Consider the following 19,216-nt stretch of genomic DNA (forward strand, 5'->3'; position numbering starts at 1 on the left):
TAAATGTTTAAAACCCCAAAAGAAACATCTTCTCATTTTGGAGTTTGCTTACACACACTGAGGCGTTGGGAAAAAACAGGTATCATTAAGGCAATTAGAACGCCATCAGGTCAAAGGCGATATGACATCACGAGCTACACGGGTATATCAGCAAACAGAGGAAATGGGGCAACTATCACTTATGCCCGTGTTTCAAGCCGTGGACAAAAAGCTGATCTTGATAGACAAGTTGCAGTCCTTAAAAACCTCTACCCAGACTCAGAACTTATCACAGACATTGCTTCCGGACTCAACTTCAAAAGACCGGGACTTAAAACCCTTTTGGGACGAGTGCGTGAAGGCAATGTCGGACTTGTTGTGGTTGCCCACAAAGACAGACTCGCTCGTTTTGGGTTTGACCTCATCCAATGGCTCCTACAGCAAGACAACACAAGACTCGTGGTTCTCAACCAAGACAACCTTTCCCCAGAGCGAGAAATGGTTGAGGACATTCTCGCAATTGTTCACGTCTTTTCCTGTCGGTTGTACGGATTGCGAAAGTACAAAACTACAATCAAAGAAGATAAGGATTTACCCAGAGCCTGAGTTGCATAAAACTTGGAAGAAATGGCTAGCGGCATGTCGATACTGCTTTAATCAGGCAATATCAATGCAGCGTAATTCTGAATCTCGAATTGGTAAGTTGAAATTACGAAATATGGTGATGCAATCTGACCTACCTGATTGGGTAAAAGAAGTGCCATGCCATATCAAACAAAACGCCATCTTTGATGCTCATCAAGCTTATTCAGCTAGCCGTGATGCCAAGTTTCGTTCTGTTCGCAACCCACAACAAAGTATTAAGTTTAACAACTCCAACTTGACTAACGGAAAATGGTATTACAACAAAACGAAGAAAATGAATTTTGTTGTAAGCGAGCCAATGCCAACAAGCTGTGAGTATGGAACACAACTAGTTTACAAGCGTGGTACGTGGTTTGCAATATTCCCAGAACCTTTTGAGCGTCAAGATTCTGACTCCAACAAGTTAATAGCGCTTGACCCAGGAGTTAGAAGTTTTCTCACTGGATACGATGGAGATAAAGTAATAGAGGTTGGCGGTAATGACATGGGTCGAGTCACTCGTTTGTGTCAATATCTGGATGAGTTGATCAGCCGCTCGACCAAAACCAATTCTAAGCGTCGTCAGTCGATGCGACGTGCTGCAAACAGGTTGCGAAATAGAATACAAAACCTGGTTAACGAAGTTCACAAAAAGACAGCGTGTTATCTGACTAATAACTACCGTGTTATATTTCTGCCTTACTTCGAGTCTTCCCAAATGGTAGCCAAGTCGAGTAGGAAAATACGGTCAAAGACAGTTAGAAATATGCTGACTTGGGCGCATTATCGGTTTAAGTCAACTCTAAAACATCAAGCATCAAAGCGTGGTTGCGTGGTGATTGATCTCAGCGAGGCTTACACATCAAAAACTTGCGGTGTGTGTGGTCATCGACATGCAAAGCTTGGTGGAAACAAAGTTCACAAATGTCCGAGTTGTGGAACCCAAACACCAAGAGATGCAAACGGCGCACGCAACATCATGTTGCGTGCTTTGAGGGATACCTCCTTTACCGTCAACCAAGATGGTATTGCTATTGTTTCATTCGGTGCGTTACTCAGTAACGTGCAGGAATGTTCAGCATAAATGTATCAGATACTAGTATTTCGTCAAGGCAACTTTGAGGCGTAAATCAATGAGTAGAATTTGTCTTCTTTTCCTCTTTCTTTGCGTTCTTTGCGCCTTTGTGGTTTTTTATTTCACCGTACATAGTTTGTGTCACAGAGTACTAGGAAGCGAATGCGTTAGTAGGATGAGATGATAATTTTTTCCCGATATCAAGCGAGAAAATACCCATGGCTGTGAGTACAGCAAGCTCTTTATTCCCAAGAATTTAACATGACAGGGGCTTCGGGAAATATTGAGTTTTTCTCATGAGGCGATCGCTGCCGGGGAAGTTCAATTGGTGAAAATTGCTTGACTGAACCGACTTCCACTTTAGAATGTGACTACTGCATGCTCTCCTTTTTCACCGAACCGTTTGACAACGTAATCTACAGCAACTTGGTAATCAGAAATTTTGCTTGTGACCGATATGATAAACGCACAGGCAAACTCATTAACACGGATCTCGTGCTCTTTAAGGTTGAAATCTGTAGGCAGTTTGTACGGCTTGAACACCAGTTGGTAACCATTGGATGTACTTTCGATGACTGGGGCGCTCACGCTAGATATTCGCATGAGGCGGTTAGCGAGCGATGATTCTTTGCTTTGCGAGAGTGTACCTTCCAAGTGATACGTTAAAATTGCCTGCTCACGCTGGAAGTGGCGCAGCGTCAGTGCCACCAGTTGGGAGAAGCGTTCTTGACCTTCATCCACTGCGAGTGCTTCATAAAGTCCACGGCAAAGCTCACGGCTTTCTTCATCCATAAGTGGCGTGAGAGGACCTGAAAGTAGAGCCTCAGCGAGGTCGTCTGCTCCCCGAGACCTATGATTGTGACAACGCAGAGCCATAAGCACCGTGGGAACCGAATCTGCAAAAATGCTACGATTTGTTCGTAGGAGTATGTCATCAATTTGACTCGCCAGATCTTCGAGTTCCCCATACCTGACAAGATGACGGGCAACCTTGCCAACTAGCCCGTAAACGCGTGCATGGGTTATACGCTCAAGGACCTCACAGATTCCCAGCACGGCGATCGTTGGCCAGGGATATTCAAAATTACAGAGGCGTCCGAGTGCCAGATAACCACGAATGCGCGTATGGATGGTTTGATTGAAACGTTTCAGCCAAGCATGAGCTTCGGATAAAAATGCAGCCTGTTCGTGCTCAAAAAGTGGACGGATGCTTGAGGGAACTGTGCGTGCAAGCTCAGCCTCGTATATAGCCACAGCCTCCCGCAGCTTGGCTCCCGAGAGCAGAACCAGATCTTCTCCCAAAAGCTGAAATGATTGCGCCTCTGCTTTGCTCAAAAGTTGGCGCAAAGGATTTATAAGCATATTTCTTTAAATCTTGAGATAACAAGTCTTTCAAAAAAACAGTTCTTCTCATGGGCTTCACTTTGAGAGTTACTTGTGGATTCCCAGGGGAATCTCGACATAATAATCCCTTGCCATTTCGGCACCATAGACAATACAAGCAAGAATATCCTCTCGCTCTATACCCGGATACTCCTCAAGCAGATCCTCAATTGTCATCCCAATAGCGAGAAAGTCCAAAATTAGGGAAACCCAGATGCGATGTCCCCGAATACATGGCTTACCAAAGTAAATATTGGCATCAATAGATACGCCGGATAGTAGGCTTTCTTTACTCATAGTAATTTCTACCAGATACTGTTACTCATTCTTCCACACCAGAGGCGATCGCTTCGGTGGACACAGAAATATCTCATAAGCTTGCAGCCCAAAGCATGGAAACGTCGTATTGTCTGAAGATAGGATCCGCACTCACTAGAATCATATCCTCAGCTCTGGCTTGTGCAATTAACATTCTGTCAAAAGGATCTCGATGATGTAAGGGCAACGCAGATGCAAGTATTGCATGAGATGCTGTAATCGAGAGCATTCTCGTTCCGAGAGGCTGCGCTAACGCACGCCCAATTGTGCCATTCGACTAGAAATATAACTGTCAAGCGGTTCGCTTAGCGGTAACTTTGCGATCGCAACTTTTATCCCCATTTCCCAGACACTAGCAACAGAAAGCCACAATTCATTACTTTCGTCATCAATCTGCTTGATCGCCCGCAAGGGCTTGGCTCCCTGCTGGAGCATCGCCTCCTCATTTAAACGCTCTGGTTGGGCAAACCACCATAACCAGCACTGCGTATCCAGCAAAAGTTTCACTCCTGGCTACCCTCAAATGCTGCTAGGATATCTTCCGGTAAGGAAGCGTTGAAGTCTTCTGGCACTACGAAACGCCCTCGATCCTGCCCTAAACTACTCCGTCGATTGTATGAGGAGCTAAACGGAACCAACTTGGCGATCGCAACGCCTCGGTTTGAAATAATGATTTCTTCTCCAAGTTCTACCCGCGACAAAAGCCGTGAGAGATTCGTTTTAGCTTGGTGGATATTGACCGTTTACATAATTCTTGCAAACTAAGTCTATAAACTAAGTTTACTTTAATGACAAATTGTGCTCTATTCAGCAATTGAAGTTTTACAATACTTTAAGTAATAATCCGTAACAGCGCGTTTTGATGTTGTAGCAATAAAGAAGTTGAGCAGCGACTGCAAGCCCCCAGAACAAGCAATGGAGTCACATCCTCTGTTCAATATATACATGAGCCAACGTGAAGAACTACAAAAATTACTGGATTTGCTAGAAGAAAAGATATTGTTTCTACAGACAGCAAAAGTTACGGCAATAGACGCTGTGGCTCTTTTCAGTCTACACAAGCAGATTGAGGAAGCTGAGGGTGAACGCGATAAAATCATACAGCAGATTGACAATCTAGAGTCAGTAGCTTGTAGTGAAGAGTTATATCGTGCTTTATTAAAATTAGGTTACCGAGACCAAGTGCGCTCATTCCTCAAATTTCTGAAAGCGCAATCAATAGGGGCTTTCCTGATTCACGGTTTACTAGATCATGGACAACGTTGGCTACTGAATCGATTAGTTACACAGCATATCCGCTTGGGTACAATGGGCAAGATGGTGCGAATTGAACTTGACCGGATAGGACGCAGAAGAGATATTTCTGCTTTGTGGCGTGAATTTGGTGGACGTGTTGGCTTGGGAAGACAACACTCACCTACAGAAATTGCTGAACGAGTTTTTCACTGGTGGAAGACACAGAATGTCATTCTTGTCTTTCATGGCGTGGATTGTATGCCAGAAGGGTATTTGCAAGAATTACTTGACGAATTTTGGTTACCGTTGGCGAGTCAAGCACGAGAGGTTCTCTCTCCAACAAAATACCAGTTACTGATGTTTTTGGTGGATTATGAAGGCTGTGTAGGTTGTCAGGATACCATCTTTGTGGAGGAACTAGAAACAACTTGGGAACCGAGAGTTCCGATTAAACTACCAATCATTAATCCGTTTGGCGATCGCATTCTCACTGACTGGTTTGAGATGCTTGAGACAGAGTTCCACACATTACCTCTGGTTGAACTCATAAATGAAATAGAAGATTTAGTCCAAGAAATTTTGGAAAATAGTGATAACGGGGTTCCAGAACTAGCATTTTCAGAAATTTGTCACCGCTGCGGCTGCAATTGGTATGAAGAAAGGGAAAGATGGTTAAAGATTTGACTGAAAAACAACTTGAGTACACAGGCAAAGTGCAGCCGCAGTTTGGAGAACGAGATGCAACTGGACATCTGTTGTATCCTTACTTGCCGAATGAGGAATTAATAGAAGCTGTTAACCTGGCAATTTACCTCGAACGACCACTTTTGCTCAAGGGGGAACCGGGATGCGGTAAGACAAGACTAGCTCGTGCTGTGGCTTATGAACTTGGTTTGCCTTTGGAAGCTTGGTACATCAAATCTACCACTCGCGCCAAAGATGGTCTTTATAGTTATGATGCGGTCACTCGCTTACGCGATGCTCAACTTGCTGCAACAGGTCGTATCATCAAAGATGAGGATATCCCACGGATTAGTGATCCAGCTACCTATGTGAAATGGGGACCATTAGGACGTGCTTTCCAAAACGAACAGCGGACGGTGGTATTAATTGACGAAATTGATAAAGCTGACATTGATTTTCCCAACGACTTGTTATTAGAACTTGATGAGCAACGGTTTATTGTAGAAGAAACAGGACAGGAAGTCCAAGCAAAAGCACCGCCCATAGTTTTTATCACAAGCAACGACGAGAAGGATTTACCAGATGCTTTCTTGCGGAGGTGTTTGTTTCACTATGTGGAATTTCCTAGCCCCCCAAGATTGGTAGAAATTGTAAATAACCACTTTCCTGATTCACCTAAAGCGTTAGTAGATAAAGCTGTGGTTCGCTTCTTATTGCTGCGGGAGGAAATGCGGAAAGATAAAGGGGAAGGTGGTAAGAAAGTGAGTACGAGTGAATTGATTGACTGGTTTAAGGTGCTGCGTCGCTTTCCTCAAGATGAGGTTTTGGCAAAATTGGATGGTAAGCTGCCATTTGCTGGCGTGTTGCTGAAAAGTTGGGATGATCATATTCGTCATTTGAGGCAAAGCCGTGGACGTGAATGAATTACCACTTCAAGAACTTTTCACTCGTCTGCGGGAAGCAGGCTTACCACTTGGTATTGATGAGTATCAGTTAGTTTTGCAAGCGATGCAAGCTGGTTTTGGGATGACTGACAAAGGGTCTTTGAAACGGCTGTGTCAGACTTTGTGGATTAAATCTGCTGAAGAAAAGCAGCTATTTGAGTATCAGTTTGAACGAGTGATGAGTAGTGAGGGTGTCGTTTTAACCTCAAAAAAGCAATTTAAACTGCATTGGAATTCTCGGATTATTACTCGCTACGTTATTTTAGCTATTTTGGCAATTGACATTGTTGTGGGTATTGAATTCTTAAAACAGCGAACACCACCCACTCAGACAGCACAACCCATTCAGACATTACAACCCATTCAGACATCAAAACCCACTCAAACATCAAAACTGACTACAATACCACAACAAAAGCCTAGCATACAGGCAACTCCAACAGCACAGCCAACCGAAACACCCAACTCGAACCCAGATCCCAACCAAACCAATTGGATTTATTGGAGTTTGCTTATAGTCAACACCGGAAGTGTCGGATACATACTCTTCCAGCAAGTATCTCAGCGGAACTCTAAACGGCGAATTGACAGTACTTCCCATTTTGAAGCAACTTCGAGTAAGCTTCTTGCTGCTCCTCTAGCTTCACAATTGACAAAAACAATTAAAGATGAAGTACAAGTAGTTCAAACAGTGCTGCAAGTTGGCTGTAAAAATGAGGTAATTCCTGAAAGTCGCTTCATCCTTACTACCGAGTATTTTCCTGTCACTGAACGACAAATGAAACAAATATGGCGCTACTTGCGCCGCTCAGTACGTGAGGGAGCAGCAACAGAATTAGATTTAGAAGCAACAGTAAACCAGATTGGACGCAAAGGTTTATTGCTTGAACCTGTGTTAGTTCCACGTCGGGTGAACCAAGCGGATTTGCTGTTACTTATTGATCAAGATGGCTCAATGGTACCTTTTCACGCTTTATCGCATCGGCTAACAGAAACGGCTTTGCGCGGAGGTCGTTTGGGCAAAGCTGGTATTTACTACTTTCACAATTGCCCCATTGAATATCTCTACCACGATCCCAATCATCAACAAGCAGAGTTAGTCAGTGATGTCGTTACTCATGTTTGCTCCGATAGGACTGCTGTGTTGATTTTCAGTGATGCTGGTGCTGCTCGTGGCGGTTATAGTGAGGAACGCTATGAATTAACAAAAGAATTTCTTACCCACTTGAGACAAAGAGTGCCTTACATCGCTTGGCTAAATCCGATGCCAAAGAAGCGTTGGCAGAAAACAACAGCTAGCGAAATTGCACATCTGGTACCGATGTTTGAACTCAGCCGCCGAGGTATGCAGGATGCTATTAGTGTGTTACGCGGACGCCCAACAAATTTTGAGGGGCGGAAAAAATAAGCAAAATGAAACCTGAAGTTGCCAAGCGCCGCATTGAATCTTTTGAAAAACGTTTTGGGAAAGCGCATTTGTATTTGGCGTATCATGCTGCTTTTCCCTTATCACTCACACCAGATTTGTTATATCGTCTGTGGGCAAACTTCCAACGGGATATTCACGGTCAAGTGCGAGGTATTCCCTGGATAGCTGTAAGTGATTTGTTGCTTTCTAGCTTATGTGATGAAGTTGGGCACGAACTTTATGAAATGGATTTGGCAGTGCGAAATGTGCTGCTGAGTCGATTAAAGGAAGATGAAAAGTTCGGTCAACTGCGGATTTATGAACTATCAGACTTCTTACTTGAGTATGTAAGGCAGCAGCTTTTGAGTGACGATCCTGATATTCGGGACTTTGCCCAAGTTCAGCAGTGGACAGCTCTAGCATATGTGCAACCTAGTGAGGCAGCTCGTGAACTAGCATTAGCATTCTCAAAATTGGATGATAAGAATGCAGCGGAACTGGTGCGAATGGCATCATTAACAGAAACATTTGCTGAGCCATTGGCTGAATTCCAGCCGTTACTGATTTACGCCCGTGGGATGGGAAACTTTGCCCGTGGCAAACTCGAAGTTGCAAAAGCTGAACTTGGCAAAGTGCTTGACGAAAGAAACCAGATAAAGATTGCTGCAGTTAATTTACCTATTCCCGAACAGATAAAGGTAAATCAAAAAAAGCGGAAGTTCACTACAAAATCTATCATCTCAGTTCAGAAATCAATAGGAGCGGTAGTAGGAATAATTTTCTTTGTTACTGTTAGCAGTGGAAGGAGTTTTTATAAATGGGTAACTCCTTGTCCTACAGGTCAACAGAAACTCAAAGGTGTTTTTTGTGTGCCTGGTATTGTACAACAGAATAATATCACGAATAATATTAGTCAGGGCGATCGCACTCTCTTTCCCACAATTCGCAACCCATATCGTGACCAAGGCATTAAAGCATTTCACGAAAAGAATTACCAGCAAGCTGTTAATTTTTTTGCTCAAGCTGTGCAATATGATCGCAATGACCCAGAAGTCTTAATTTACTATAATAATGCTCTTGCTCGCCAAAAAGATTCTCCTTTCACAATAGCCGTCGTTGTACCTATAGGAAGTCAACAAAATATTGCTATAGAAATCTTGCGTGGCGTCGCACTTTCTCAAAATCAATTTAATTCTGACAGTGGATTTAACGGTCAATTACTGGAAATTGCCATTGCAGATGATGGTAACGACACACAACAAGCCAAACAAGTCGCTCAGCAACTTCTTGATGATAGATCTGTACTAGCAGTCATTGGACATTATTCTAGTGAAGCTACCGGAGCAGCAATATATGAATATCAAAAGGCTGCTGAACCCTTAGCAATTATTTCTCCTACCAGTTCCAGTAGCCAATTACAGGGTGAGACTTTCTTTAGAACAACCCCTTCTGTCATCAAAGAGGGTGAACAATTAGCTGAATATATTCGCAATCAACTTGGCTTAACAAAAGTTGTCATTTTCTATAATCTTGACAAAGCCTATAGCGACAATCTCAGAGAAGAATTTACAAAAAAATTTGAAAAATTAGGCGGTCAATCCTCGATAATTGATTTAGCAGGGATGAAACAGGATGTAAACCGAAAATTAAACGAGAGTGTATCTATAAACCAAGTACAGGCAGTTTTGTTGTTCCCAGAGCAGCAATTTACTCGTACAGCGCTTGGAATTGCTAAAGCTAAGGCTGAATCTAACAATCCAAGGGTGCGATCTTTAAAATTATTAGGTAGTTCTACTCTGTACGATCACACAACCTTGAAAGAAGGTGGAAATGCAATTGAAGGATTAGTTTTAACTATTCCTTGGTTTCGGGAAGCACCAGAATCAAAAAACTTTGCTCAACAAGCAGAACAGCAATGGGGAGGACAGATTAGCTGGCGCACAGCCACCAGTTATGACGCCACTCAAGCTTTGATTCAAGCTTTATCCTCTAACCCCTCTCGCGCAACAGTTTTACAAAGATTGCAACAGGTTAATCTTTCACCCCAAGAAACGTCGGGGAATACAATCCAATTTACGCCACAAGGAGAGATACAAATGGAACCCGTTCTTATTAAAGTTGAAGGAGGTCGATTCAAGATATTGCAATCAAACTGAAGGAGAGGACAAGTAGCTTCTGAAATTGAAAAGAGAAAGGCACTTTGCTTTTCACCTTGGTAGAGATAAAAACTTATTGAAAATTTATCGAGATTGGATAAGAATTACACCTCTTAGTGAAATGCAGATCGCCCCCCTAACCCTCCATCAAAATCCCTACTAAAATCTGCATCAACACTTCCAAATCTGTAGGAACTCGATACAGCATCAAATGCTGAGTCACTACCCGCGAAGAACAATGAAAACTCCCAAATTGCCAAATACTGTTGTCACAGCACCATAAAGAATCAAATCTTCCGACTCCACCCAACTATCAAGAGCAATTAACTCAGCCGCTAATTGAGTAAATCCCCGTGTTAAGTCTGCCTGCTTTGCTTCCACAACCAGCACACTGTGTTTTGATTGTATATAGTAGTCCAACTCTTCTCTGAGAAACTGATCCACCTCAATTGGGTACTCAATATTTACTGTAGCTTCTGTGATGTGCGCTACTTCCAGAACGATAGGAGCAATTAAGACTTCACGTCGCGCCGTCTACACACCGGATCGCTTTCACCTCACCCTCACTTGAATCGGCGCTAAAATCTTTCCCTCTCCTTGCTAAGGAGAGGGATGCCCGATAGGGCAGGGTGAGGTGTAAGTCGTGAATGCAACACGCATATTACTCTTGGTTAGTGTAGTGCGATAATCTACCGTCTACATACCGGATCGCTTTCACCTCACCCTAGCTTGAATCGGCGCTAAAATCTTTCCCTCTCCTTAGTAAGGAGAGGGATGCCCGATAGGGCAGGGTGAGGTTTAAGTCGTGAATGCAACACGCATATTACTCTTAGTAAGAGTAGTGCCATTGAGGAAGGGCGATGCTGCAAACCGCGACGCACGCGTTAAGCGTAGCTCTGCCGTAGGCAATCGCTTTTAAAAATACAAAAATCTGCATCACAGTGATATTCTATACTCTATGTTAAAAAACTGAATTCGTGAAAACTGACAGCATTTTCTATCGCCTCTTTCAAGAATTTCCCAGCATCTTTTTTGAACTCATCGGTGAACCACCAGAAGAAGCACGCGCTTATCAATTTTCATCAGTTGAAGTTAAGCAAACAGCCTTTAGGATTGATGGTGTATTTCTTCCTGCCAAAGAAAGTGATAACCCTTCGACTGCGATCTCCTCCGGAGACGCTACGCGTTCGCCTTGGCGTGCGCTTGCGCTTACGGCTGCGCTCAGCACAAGTCCGCTCAGGGTGAACCCAATTTATTTTGTGGAAGTCCAATTTCAAGAAGATCCACAAATTTACGCGCGACTGTTTGCAGAAATCTTTTTGTACCTGCGGCAAAATCAACCACAAAATGACTGGCGTGCTGCGGTGATATTTCCTACCAGAACTATAGATACAGCAGATAGAAAACATTATCGTGAATTCTTTACAAGTCAGCGTGTTAGCCCTATCTACCTTGATGAATTAGGTGAGGCTGTATCGTTACCCATTTCCATCGCAACTGTCAAGTTAGTGATTGAGAATCAAGATACAGCGATTGAAAAAGCAAGAGAGTTGATAGATAGAACTCAACAGGAGATAAGTTCACAACAGCAACAGCGGCAATTACTACAATTGATAGAGACGATTTTAATTTACAAGTTTCCGACAATGAGTCGAGAGGAGATAGAGGCTATGTTTGGATTGAGTGAATTAAAGCAGACAAGATTTTATCAAGAAGCATTTGAGGAAGGTAAGCAAGAAGGTACTCGTCGGGAAAAGTTCCGAACAGTACCTCTGTTGTTAAGAGTAGGATTGACTGTGGAACAAGTTGCACGAGAGTTAGAGTTGAGCGTTGAGGAAGTGCGTCAAGCAGCACAACAGCAATCTTCCAATGAGAGTAAGTAAGTGGGTTTAATTAAATATAAGATGTAGTGCCAAGAGTTGCGCGTTGCGCGGGTTCCCCGCGTTGTAGCGACTTCGGAGCATCTTGCCCGCGAGCGAGACGCTCGCACTACTGCTATCTACAAATTAATTACGCCTACCTACTTAGTAGTTGAAAAAGAAGGAACTGATAGATGGCTTCTAGGCAAAATCCACAGCGGCGACGTGACGAACTGCAAAAATTGTATGATTTGCTGAATGAGAAGATAGTACGCCTGCGAACAGCAAGAATCATTGAGACAGACGCTGCAATCCTTTTCAGATTAGATAAACAAATTGAGGAAGCCCAGACAGAACATGACAAAATCGCCCAACAGATTGACAGCCTAGATAAAGCATTGGAACAAGGGTATTAAAAATAAGTTAGTGCGGCAGTGTCAAAAATTGAGACTTTCACGCACAGGTAGCAATAAGCGCGATAATTTCTTCTATACAGCAGTGCTGAGTAGGAGAAGCCACCATGACACCAGAAGAAATCGTGATATGGTTACAAGAACGCACGGCTCTAGGAATCTTATCGCCTGAACCTTTGAATGCTATCGCCCAAGTTATTGAAAAACAAGTTATCCCACCAAACCACTGTCTAGTGACTGAAGGGACTCCTCCAGAAGGATTATACATTCTCCTTGAAGGTCAGCTCGAAAGCGATAGCAACAATAAAACGAACCCGGCTTTAACTATTGGTTTCCTCCCCGGCTCAATCATTCATCTGCAAGAACTCATGTTAGATGAATTGGCTCAGCGTACAATTACAACGGTTACAGAATGCCACTTATGGGTTGTGCCTGCAGCTAAGTTTCGGGAATTAGCCACCCAATACCCCGAAATTGCTCAAGCTGTTTCTCGCCAAATGGCACAGGAATTGGCTCAACTCACATCTGCACTTACCTACGAACAAGAACGTTCTGTAGCTTTGCGACCTTATTTGGTCACAAAGGCAACACGGGGAATTGTGGGGACAAGTCGTTATGCTGTACGTTTGAGACAGGAAATTCGAGAAGCTACTGATGATCGCAAATCAGTATTAATTTTCGGGGAACCAGGATTAGGAAAAGATATTATAGCTGCTTTGATTCACTTTGGTTCCAAACAGCGGCGAGAACCGATTATTAAAGTTAACTGTGGTATTCTCCAGACAAGCGGTGCTGATTTGTTTGGTCGTGCTGGAGGTAAACCAGGACTGCTGGAATGGCTTGGAGAAGGTAGTTTAGTTCTGAACAACATTCAAGAAACACCCCCAGAGTTGTTACCAGCGTTAGCAAACTTGCTAACAACGGGCAAATACACCCCTGTCAGCCGTTCGGGAGAACCAACCCCCGAACCTCGCGTCAGTAAAGCTCGCATTTTGATAGTTTCAGAAAAAACTCAGCCAACGATTGAACGCTGTATCGGTCATATTATCAAAGTGCCACCGTTGCGGGTACGCAAAACTGATATTAAAGCACAGGTGGAATACTACATCAGTCTTTACACTCGCGCTAGAGGTATTGCGCGACCGAAAGTTTCCTCAGAAGCTTTGCGCCGTTTGCAGTCTTACGATTTCCCTGGCAATTTGAAAGAACTGCAAGATCTAGTAGAACGGGCGATCGTCCAAGCTGGAGAAGCAAAAGAACTCACAGAAGAAATTTTCTGGTCTGTTGATACTAAGAAAAAGCAATTTCGTGTCAATCTTTTAAATGCTTATCCTGGTTTGCGAAAGTTTCTTCGTAGTTCTTGGTGGCCTGATCGTATTAACTATGGTTTTACTTTAACAGCATTTGCCTTCATTGTAGGAGTCTTATTTGTTGGTCCGCAAACGCGCGATCGCAATTTCGCTCTCAATCTGTTTTGGGCTTGGTGGTGGCCTTTCTCCCTACTAGCATTTCCCTTTTTAGGACGTGTTTGGTGTTCAGTTTGTCCCTTTATGATTTACGGGGAAGTGACACAAAAGCTTTCCCAAAAGTTCTTTCCCCGAAAACTTAAACGCTGGCCCAGACATCAAGCTGAAAAATGGGGCGGATGGTTTCTTTTTGGACTATTTACTCTTATTTTCCTATGGGAAGAACTCTGGAATTTAGAAAATACAGCATATCTTTCTGGTTGTTTGCTGCTTTTAATTACAGCAGGAGCAATGATATTCTCTGCCATTTTTGAGCGGCGATTTTGGTGTCGGTATCTGTGTCCCATCGGTGGAATGAATGGTTTATTTGCTAAACTCTCCATGACCGAACTCCGGGCACAGCAAGGCATCTGTTCTGCCAGTTGTACCACGTATCAATGCTACAAGGGTGGACCCCAGAAGGGAGAGGGGATGGAAACAAATGGATGCCCGTTGTACTCTCACCCAGCACAGTTGGAAGATAATAGAGATTGTGTGCTGTGTATGACTTGCCTCAAAGCCTGTCCGCATCGTTCCGTTGAGTTTAATTTGCGTCCTCCGGGAATGGAATTGTGGACAACTCATATTCCCCGCAGTTACGAAGTTGCACTGTTGTTTTTACTATTGGGGGGGGTGTTCCTGCATCACTTGCCGGAAATGCAATCAAGGCTCGGCTTACATCTGGATTTAACCCAATTTCTGCCTCACTTAGGATTATCTTTACTGGCTCTGATTCTCCCCGTAGCGATTCCTTTTTTGGCATACGGAATCATGCAATTATTATATGTCAGTTACAAACAGTTAAAATCCACTCAGCAAAATCCGAAGCCACGATCATTTGTAGAACTTGCCTATGGATATTTACCACTCGTGTTAGGAGGAAACTTAGCTCATTATCTGCATTTGGGTTTAACCGAAGGAGGACGTATTCTCCCTGTAAGTTTTGCAACCTTCGGTATGAATGGTGAACAATTACCTATATTGCTGGCTCATCCAGCGGTGATTACCTTTTTGCAAGGAACCACCCTCATTATTTCACTTTTGTTGACGGTGGTGTTGACACAAAAAATTGCTCGTCAGCCGATGCGATCGCTTTTTTGGCAACATTTAGCTGCTATTGGCTTAGCAGCGAGTATGTGGGCAATGATTGTATCTAGTTAGTTAAACAAGTGAAAAATCTGGCACCTTACGTCCAGAAGACACGCTGTGGGAACCAAAAAATCGCCCCTCAAAAATGTCTGCTTAAGCTGGTAGAATCCGGAAAAGTGCATGTCCCTAGGACATATTTTGAATTGTTTATGCGAAGTTTTATAAAACCACCACGATTACGTATTGGTGAAGACGGAGAAGGAGAAAGACGCGCTACTTGGCTGGAACTTTTTTATGATTTGGTGTTTGTGGTTGCTGTCTCTCAAGTCGCCCACTATCTTCATGATCATGTTTCACTTTCGGGAGTGTTAGGCTTTATAGCTCTTTTTATACCTATTTGGTGGTCTTGGATTGGTACGACATTTTATGCTAATCGCTTTGATAGCGATGACATTGGACGGCGGTTGTTCACCAGTCTACATATGCTTACAGCCGCAGCAATGGCTGTCAATATACACTACGGCTTGGGTGAAAGTTCTGCTGGTTTTGCTCTCGCGTACGTTGTTGGTCGTCTTGTACTGATTATTGAGTATATCCGTGCAGGACAGTATATTCCCCAGGCTCGTCCCCTGACAAAGAGTTACGCCACAGGTTTTTCAATAGGCGCGCTTTTCTGGTTAGTGTCTGCATTTGTATCGATTCCCTGGCGTTTCGTGCTTTGGGGACTAGGACTGATCATTGATTTTGCGACACCCTTAACAACACGCAAACTACAGATAGAATTACCTCCCCATGCATCCCATTTACCTGAACGTTTTGGGCTATTCACCATTATTGTGTTGGGCGAAGCAATTATCGCAGTCGTCGATGGTGTTTCTCAACAGAAATGGGATCTTTTAACTGTGATTGCTGCTGTGTTCGCTTTAGGTATTGCTTTGAGCCTATGGTGGGTTTATTTTGATAACCTCGGTGGTACACCGATTAACAGGGCGCGGACTGAAGGAAGAGCAACGATTATGGCTATATGGCTTTTCACCCATTTTCCCCTTGTTGCTGGTATTGCGGCTTCTGGAGTCGCTGTAGAACTTGCGTTGATAAGCAAGCCAATGGTAGCACTTCCTGATTCTGTTCGATGGCTGCTTTGTGGTTCTGTTGCTGTATGCTACCTTGCTTTAGGTATTCTCCACCGCTTGGGAGTGATCCTTTATTGTAAAATCCGCACCAAGTATAGAGTTGGGGCAGCAGTCGTTTTGCTTTTCATTGCCGTTTTTGGCAAAGGTTTGTTCCCTGTTGCAGTCATTGGGCTTGTCGCTTTAGTTTGTGCTGTACAGGTTGTGCAAGATTTATCTCAAAGTCGTCCCACAACACGTTTGGTTGAGCCAGAAATCTAGTCGTAAGCTGTTGGGCTAAAACAAGTGCATAGTAGAATGTTATCCGGCATTTTTCTGGAGCTGCTTACAAGTAGAGTGGATATACGGTGATTTTAGGTATAATAAGTAGTTATATGCCTTAATGAATCGACTAATCGGATACCTCCGGATACAAATATAGGAAGCTACAATGCTACATGAAGAACAAGTAACATTTAGAGGGAAACGCAGTGATGTTGATGAGCTCTTACGTGTTCTAAGCTCAATTGAGGAAGTCGCTGATGTGCAAGTAAAGTCAGTGACGAGCACAATTAACAGTCTTTTAGATAGAGAGCCATTAAATCAAGTTGAATTGGTTGACATCGTACTTGGCATTGCGATCAATCTCGCATCGTCCGCTATTTACGATCAGATTCGTCACAAAATCAATGACCATGCCAAGAAAAAAGGATTCCTTCAGCGATCTGGTCAAACAAATAGACGAAAAGGTTAAACGATGATGACTCCTTTAAAATGTCAAATCTAATACGTTTGTTAATTTGTGTGAATTGTTTATTATGGTTCCAGATTTACCAATTTTTAATCACACCATATATCACTCTGGTTTTACTGAATCGTTTTATGATCCCCGAACGCTGTTAACAAAAATACTAGCTCCAAATCTTGAAGGACAGGAGAAGAAGGAGTTTGTTCTTCGAGGGTTTGAATACAACGCTACAGTTATTCACGAACGAGTTCATTGGTTTCAGCATCACGGAACATCATTCGGCTGTTTTCTCGAAGCATTGCGATTGTCACAGCAAAACACAACCCTCCGATGGCTTCGGGAAATGCCTTCCAGTAGAGTACGAGATTTTTTGCGTCAACGTGTCGAATTTACAACACCAATTTTAGAAATCGATCCCCAAACGCGACATCCAATCTTTGCTCAAGGTGATGAACATGATCAGATGAACCTGTTTAGACAGATATGGTTCGATCATCAGTGGGTTCATGCGGTATTTGAAGATTCTCGAATCAGTAAACAACTTGGCAAACCGCCAGGAACAGTTATTGGTGAAGTTGTTGGAGATGTTATGTTGGCACTTTGTGCAGAACATGACTTCCTTCCGCAGACGAAGAATGCAATATTAACCACCCCATTAACAGCAAGACAATGGTTTTCGGTAGATGACACCGAAATGATGTTTGTTTCTATATCTGGAATGTATTTGACCAGCAAGATTCTCATGGAGTGTGCTGCAACCATTTCCGAACTTCAGCTACTACCTGAATCACTTTGGATGCCAGTGCTAGGGAAAGCTGGTGTAGAAACAGTACTCACAAACAGAATTAAAACAATTCTTGATGGTGATTATGGAATCCCCATTCGCAGCCTTCTGGTAGTCTTAAACGCTGGGCTAGATCGTCTGCTAGATGTTTTGCCAACCGTTAATGTGCTTTGCTTTATTGCGCTTAATCCTCCGTTACCACCATATGTTATGCATCCCCCTGATGATGCTCCATCCTGGCGTTGGCAGGACATTTATCCACCTATTAGATTTGCACGATTGGCACTTTGCGTAAAAAAAGTCGGGCTTTTGAGTGATTGTCGTGACCACAGAACAATTGCCACTTACATAGATAAACTCTGCGACGTATGTCAACTTCCACACACAATAAATACCAACTATCCAGATCGTATAAGTTATGAAGAAACTCCATGCTTTGCAGATGAGAATACTGTGTATTCAGATTCACTTAAGTTCTCACATCACGACTATATCTTTTGGGTACAGTCCTGCTTGATGCGTTATCGTCTGAATGCTTTACCACTTATGGTTAGCTTCGGTGATTGTCTATCGGGTGATCTGTTAAAACAATATGTCAACGATGTACTGAATTTTGACGCTGTTCCATTTTCTCGTTGTCCCTTAGGATGGACTAAAAATGATAAACTTGGGTTCTCATGTTCGGTGGATTTTGGTAACTGGTTGTTTCGATCAATCCTTATGGATTACGTACTCTTCGATGTTGTAGCTGGTACTGGTAAGTACGATTTGAGTTCATTTCCTGGCGAAATCAATCAGAATGAAATAATTTATGAGTTTTTGGAGAAAAACATTATTTTGAATCTCACGGAAGTAAGAAATACATAATGAACAGTTTTTCCTAAACTGAGAAAATCTTTATTTGTAGGGCAGGTAGAAACTGGTATGTGATCCCTTGAGCAAATTCAAGCAGCTATCCTAACACTTCCGTCAGATTAGTCTCAGCGATTTAGGCGGTGGTTCTTTGACTTGGATTATCAGCGTTGGGATAAACAGCTAGAGCAAGATATAAGAGATGGCAAGTTATAAACGTTGGCTCAGGAGGCGATCGCTGGTGTTAGATTTGAATTGCTTAGACAAGCCCCTTATTTGGCTATAGGTGCAGCACAGCTTAAAATGAGTAGTAATACTCGAAAATAAGTGGCGTTGGACGAGCAATTGAGCATGAGTGTTTCCATGAGAGATATTATCACTGTCTACATTTGGTTTCCCAAGGAGTTCTTAGGTCACGCTTCAATGCAGGTAGGCATAGATACTTATATAAGCTTTTGGCCTAACAAAGAAATTATAAATAGGTCATCAATGCAGAATACTCAAAGTATTATTAATCATAAAAACCAAAACATTAATCAACTCTTATTCCAGCATTTGGCTGATATTAGAAGTACTAGTTATGAGGAAGATTGTTTGATTTTAGGTCAAGGTGACGAACAAAGACAAGCAGACTGCACAGTTGAATTATTAAATCTTCCTCAGGAGCCGATTAAAACATTCTGGGAAAAATTTACAAAGGAAAATAAATCCTACCATTTGATAAAAAGAAACTGCTCATCAGTCGTTGCCGAAGCTATAAATGAAGGGTGGAAAGCTTATACTGGTACGGGGAAAAACACAGAGAATATAAGCTTAACAGATTTTGAGAATCAAGTTGAATACAAAATTCAGGATTTTGAAGCTTTAAGCTTTACCACAGCTGCCTTAAATTTCGGTAGATTGCTTTTTTGGTCTCCAAAACAAGTCTTGCTTTATGCACAAATGGTCAAAAGATTAACAGATTGAAGAAAAGTGTTCTAGGATTTGCAATTATCGTGTTTTCAGCTACAGTTCTATTAGAGATAAATCAGTAAAAATGAGAAGAAATCT

The 19,216-nt window shown here is 42.8% G+C and carries 19 protein-coding genes; 13 read left to right on the forward strand and 6 right to left on the reverse strand.

The genetic code is table 11. From position 1 onward, the window contains the following. Positions 1-3: 3 nt before the first annotated feature. Positions 4-585: an IS607 family transposase gene (locus DP114_RS01340; protein ID WP_171975245.1), complete on the forward strand. Its 582-nt coding sequence runs from the start codon at positions 4-6 to the stop codon at positions 583-585. Position 586: 1 nt separating this feature from the next. After that, positions 587-1,687 (forward strand): RNA-guided endonuclease InsQ/TnpB family protein, encoded by a 1,101-nt coding sequence (locus DP114_RS01345; RefSeq protein WP_246163005.1) that lies wholly within the window; start codon positions 587-589, stop codon positions 1,685-1,687. 351 nt (positions 1,688-2,038) lie between these two features. Here DP114_RS01345 and DP114_RS01350 read toward each other — a convergent pair whose 3' ends face one another. The 5 genes from DP114_RS01350 to DP114_RS01365 form a co-directional block, all read right to left on the reverse strand. Beyond that, positions 2,039-3,040 (reverse strand): hypothetical protein, encoded by a 1,002-nt coding sequence (locus tag DP114_RS01350; protein WP_169268618.1) that lies wholly within the window; start codon positions 3,038-3,040, stop codon positions 2,039-2,041. A 69-nt stretch (positions 3,041-3,109) separates the two neighbouring features. Then, positions 3,110-3,358 carry a DUF433 domain-containing protein gene (locus DP114_RS01355; protein ID WP_169268617.1) on the reverse strand — a complete coding sequence of 83 codons (249 nt, stop codon included), beginning with the start codon at positions 3,356-3,358 and terminating at the stop codon, positions 3,110-3,112. Between the two features lie 73 nt (positions 3,359-3,431). After that, positions 3,432-3,608: a type II toxin-antitoxin system VapC family toxin gene (locus DP114_RS36000; RefSeq protein ID WP_318284333.1), complete on the reverse strand. Its 177-nt coding sequence runs from the start codon at positions 3,606-3,608 to the stop codon at positions 3,432-3,434. Positions 3,609-3,628: 20 nt separating this feature from the next. Beyond that, complete coding sequence (locus DP114_RS36005; RefSeq protein ID WP_318284334.1) at positions 3,629-3,877, reverse strand: PIN domain-containing protein; 249 nt, start codon at positions 3,875-3,877, stop codon at positions 3,629-3,631. Between the two features lie 5 nt (positions 3,878-3,882). Beyond that, positions 3,883-4,113: a type II toxin-antitoxin system Phd/YefM family antitoxin gene (locus DP114_RS01365; RefSeq protein ID WP_246163472.1), complete on the reverse strand. Its 231-nt coding sequence runs from the start codon at positions 4,111-4,113 to the stop codon at positions 3,883-3,885. A gap of 211 nt (positions 4,114-4,324) precedes the next feature. Between DP114_RS01365 and DP114_RS01370 the strand changes: the two genes are divergently transcribed. From DP114_RS01370 to DP114_RS01385, 4 genes are read left to right on the forward strand one after another with little or no spacing between them, the layout of a single operon-like run. After that, positions 4,325-5,299 (forward strand): hypothetical protein, encoded by a 975-nt coding sequence (locus DP114_RS01370; RefSeq protein WP_171978084.1) that lies wholly within the window; start codon positions 4,325-4,327, stop codon positions 5,297-5,299. Next, on the forward strand, positions 5,284-6,222 hold the full coding sequence (locus DP114_RS01375) for an AAA family ATPase (protein WP_171975246.1): 939 nt from the start codon (positions 5,284-5,286) through the stop codon (positions 6,220-6,222). The genes DP114_RS01370 and DP114_RS01375 overlap by 16 nt, the downstream gene beginning before the upstream one ends. Continuing rightward, entirely contained in the window at positions 6,209-7,651 is a 1,443-nt protein-coding gene (locus DP114_RS01380) for a hypothetical protein (protein WP_246163013.1), read from the forward strand. The genes DP114_RS01375 and DP114_RS01380 overlap by 14 nt, the downstream gene beginning before the upstream one ends. Positions 7,652-7,656: 5 nt before the next feature. After that, positions 7,657-9,807 carry an ABC transporter substrate-binding protein gene (locus DP114_RS01385; RefSeq protein ID WP_171975247.1) on the forward strand — a complete coding sequence of 717 codons (2,151 nt, stop codon included), beginning with the start codon at positions 7,657-7,659 and terminating at the stop codon, positions 9,805-9,807. A gap of 222 nt (positions 9,808-10,029) precedes the next feature. Here the strand turns inward: DP114_RS01385 and DP114_RS34620 are convergent, their stop codons facing one another. Continuing rightward, positions 10,030-10,251: a hypothetical protein gene (locus DP114_RS34620; protein WP_246163015.1), complete on the reverse strand. Its 222-nt coding sequence runs from the start codon at positions 10,249-10,251 to the stop codon at positions 10,030-10,032. A gap of 533 nt (positions 10,252-10,784) precedes the next feature. Between DP114_RS34620 and DP114_RS01395 the strand changes: the two genes are divergently transcribed. The 7 genes from DP114_RS01395 to DP114_RS01425 all read left to right on the forward strand — a co-directional run bounded on the left by DP114_RS01395 (position 10,785) and on the right by DP114_RS01425 (position 19,132). Then, positions 10,785-11,690, forward strand: coding sequence for an Rpn family recombination-promoting nuclease/putative transposase (locus DP114_RS01395; protein ID WP_171975248.1), 906 nt, complete (start codon positions 10,785-10,787; stop codon positions 11,688-11,690). A gap of 170 nt (positions 11,691-11,860) precedes the next feature. Next, positions 11,861-12,082 (forward strand): hypothetical protein, encoded by a 222-nt coding sequence (locus DP114_RS01400; RefSeq protein ID WP_216669955.1) that lies wholly within the window; start codon positions 11,861-11,863, stop codon positions 12,080-12,082. Between the two features lie 104 nt (positions 12,083-12,186). After that, entirely contained in the window at positions 12,187-14,745 is a 2,559-nt protein-coding gene (locus DP114_RS01405) for a sigma 54-interacting transcriptional regulator (RefSeq protein WP_171975249.1), read from the forward strand. A gap of 137 nt (positions 14,746-14,882) precedes the next feature. After that, positions 14,883-16,064 (forward strand): low temperature requirement protein A, encoded by a 1,182-nt coding sequence (locus tag DP114_RS01410; protein WP_171975250.1) that lies wholly within the window; start codon positions 14,883-14,885, stop codon positions 16,062-16,064. A 169-nt stretch (positions 16,065-16,233) separates the two neighbouring features. Further along, the gene (locus tag DP114_RS01415; RefSeq protein WP_169267682.1) at positions 16,234-16,536 is read left to right on the forward strand and encodes a hypothetical protein; all 303 of its coding nucleotides are present in this window, start codon (positions 16,234-16,236) and stop codon (positions 16,534-16,536) included. A 64-nt stretch (positions 16,537-16,600) separates the two neighbouring features. Continuing rightward, positions 16,601-18,181 carry a hypothetical protein gene (locus DP114_RS01420; protein WP_169267683.1) on the forward strand — a complete coding sequence of 527 codons (1,581 nt, stop codon included), beginning with the start codon at positions 16,601-16,603 and terminating at the stop codon, positions 18,179-18,181. A gap of 336 nt (positions 18,182-18,517) precedes the next feature. Then, entirely contained in the window at positions 18,518-19,132 is a 615-nt protein-coding gene (locus DP114_RS01425) for a hypothetical protein (RefSeq protein WP_171975251.1), read from the forward strand. Positions 19,133-19,216 lie beyond the last annotated feature (84 nt).

The sequence above is a fragment of the Brasilonema sennae CENA114 genome, assembly GCF_006968745.1.
Taxonomy (GTDB): domain Bacteria; phylum Cyanobacteriota; class Cyanobacteriia; order Cyanobacteriales; family Nostocaceae; genus Brasilonema; species Brasilonema sennae.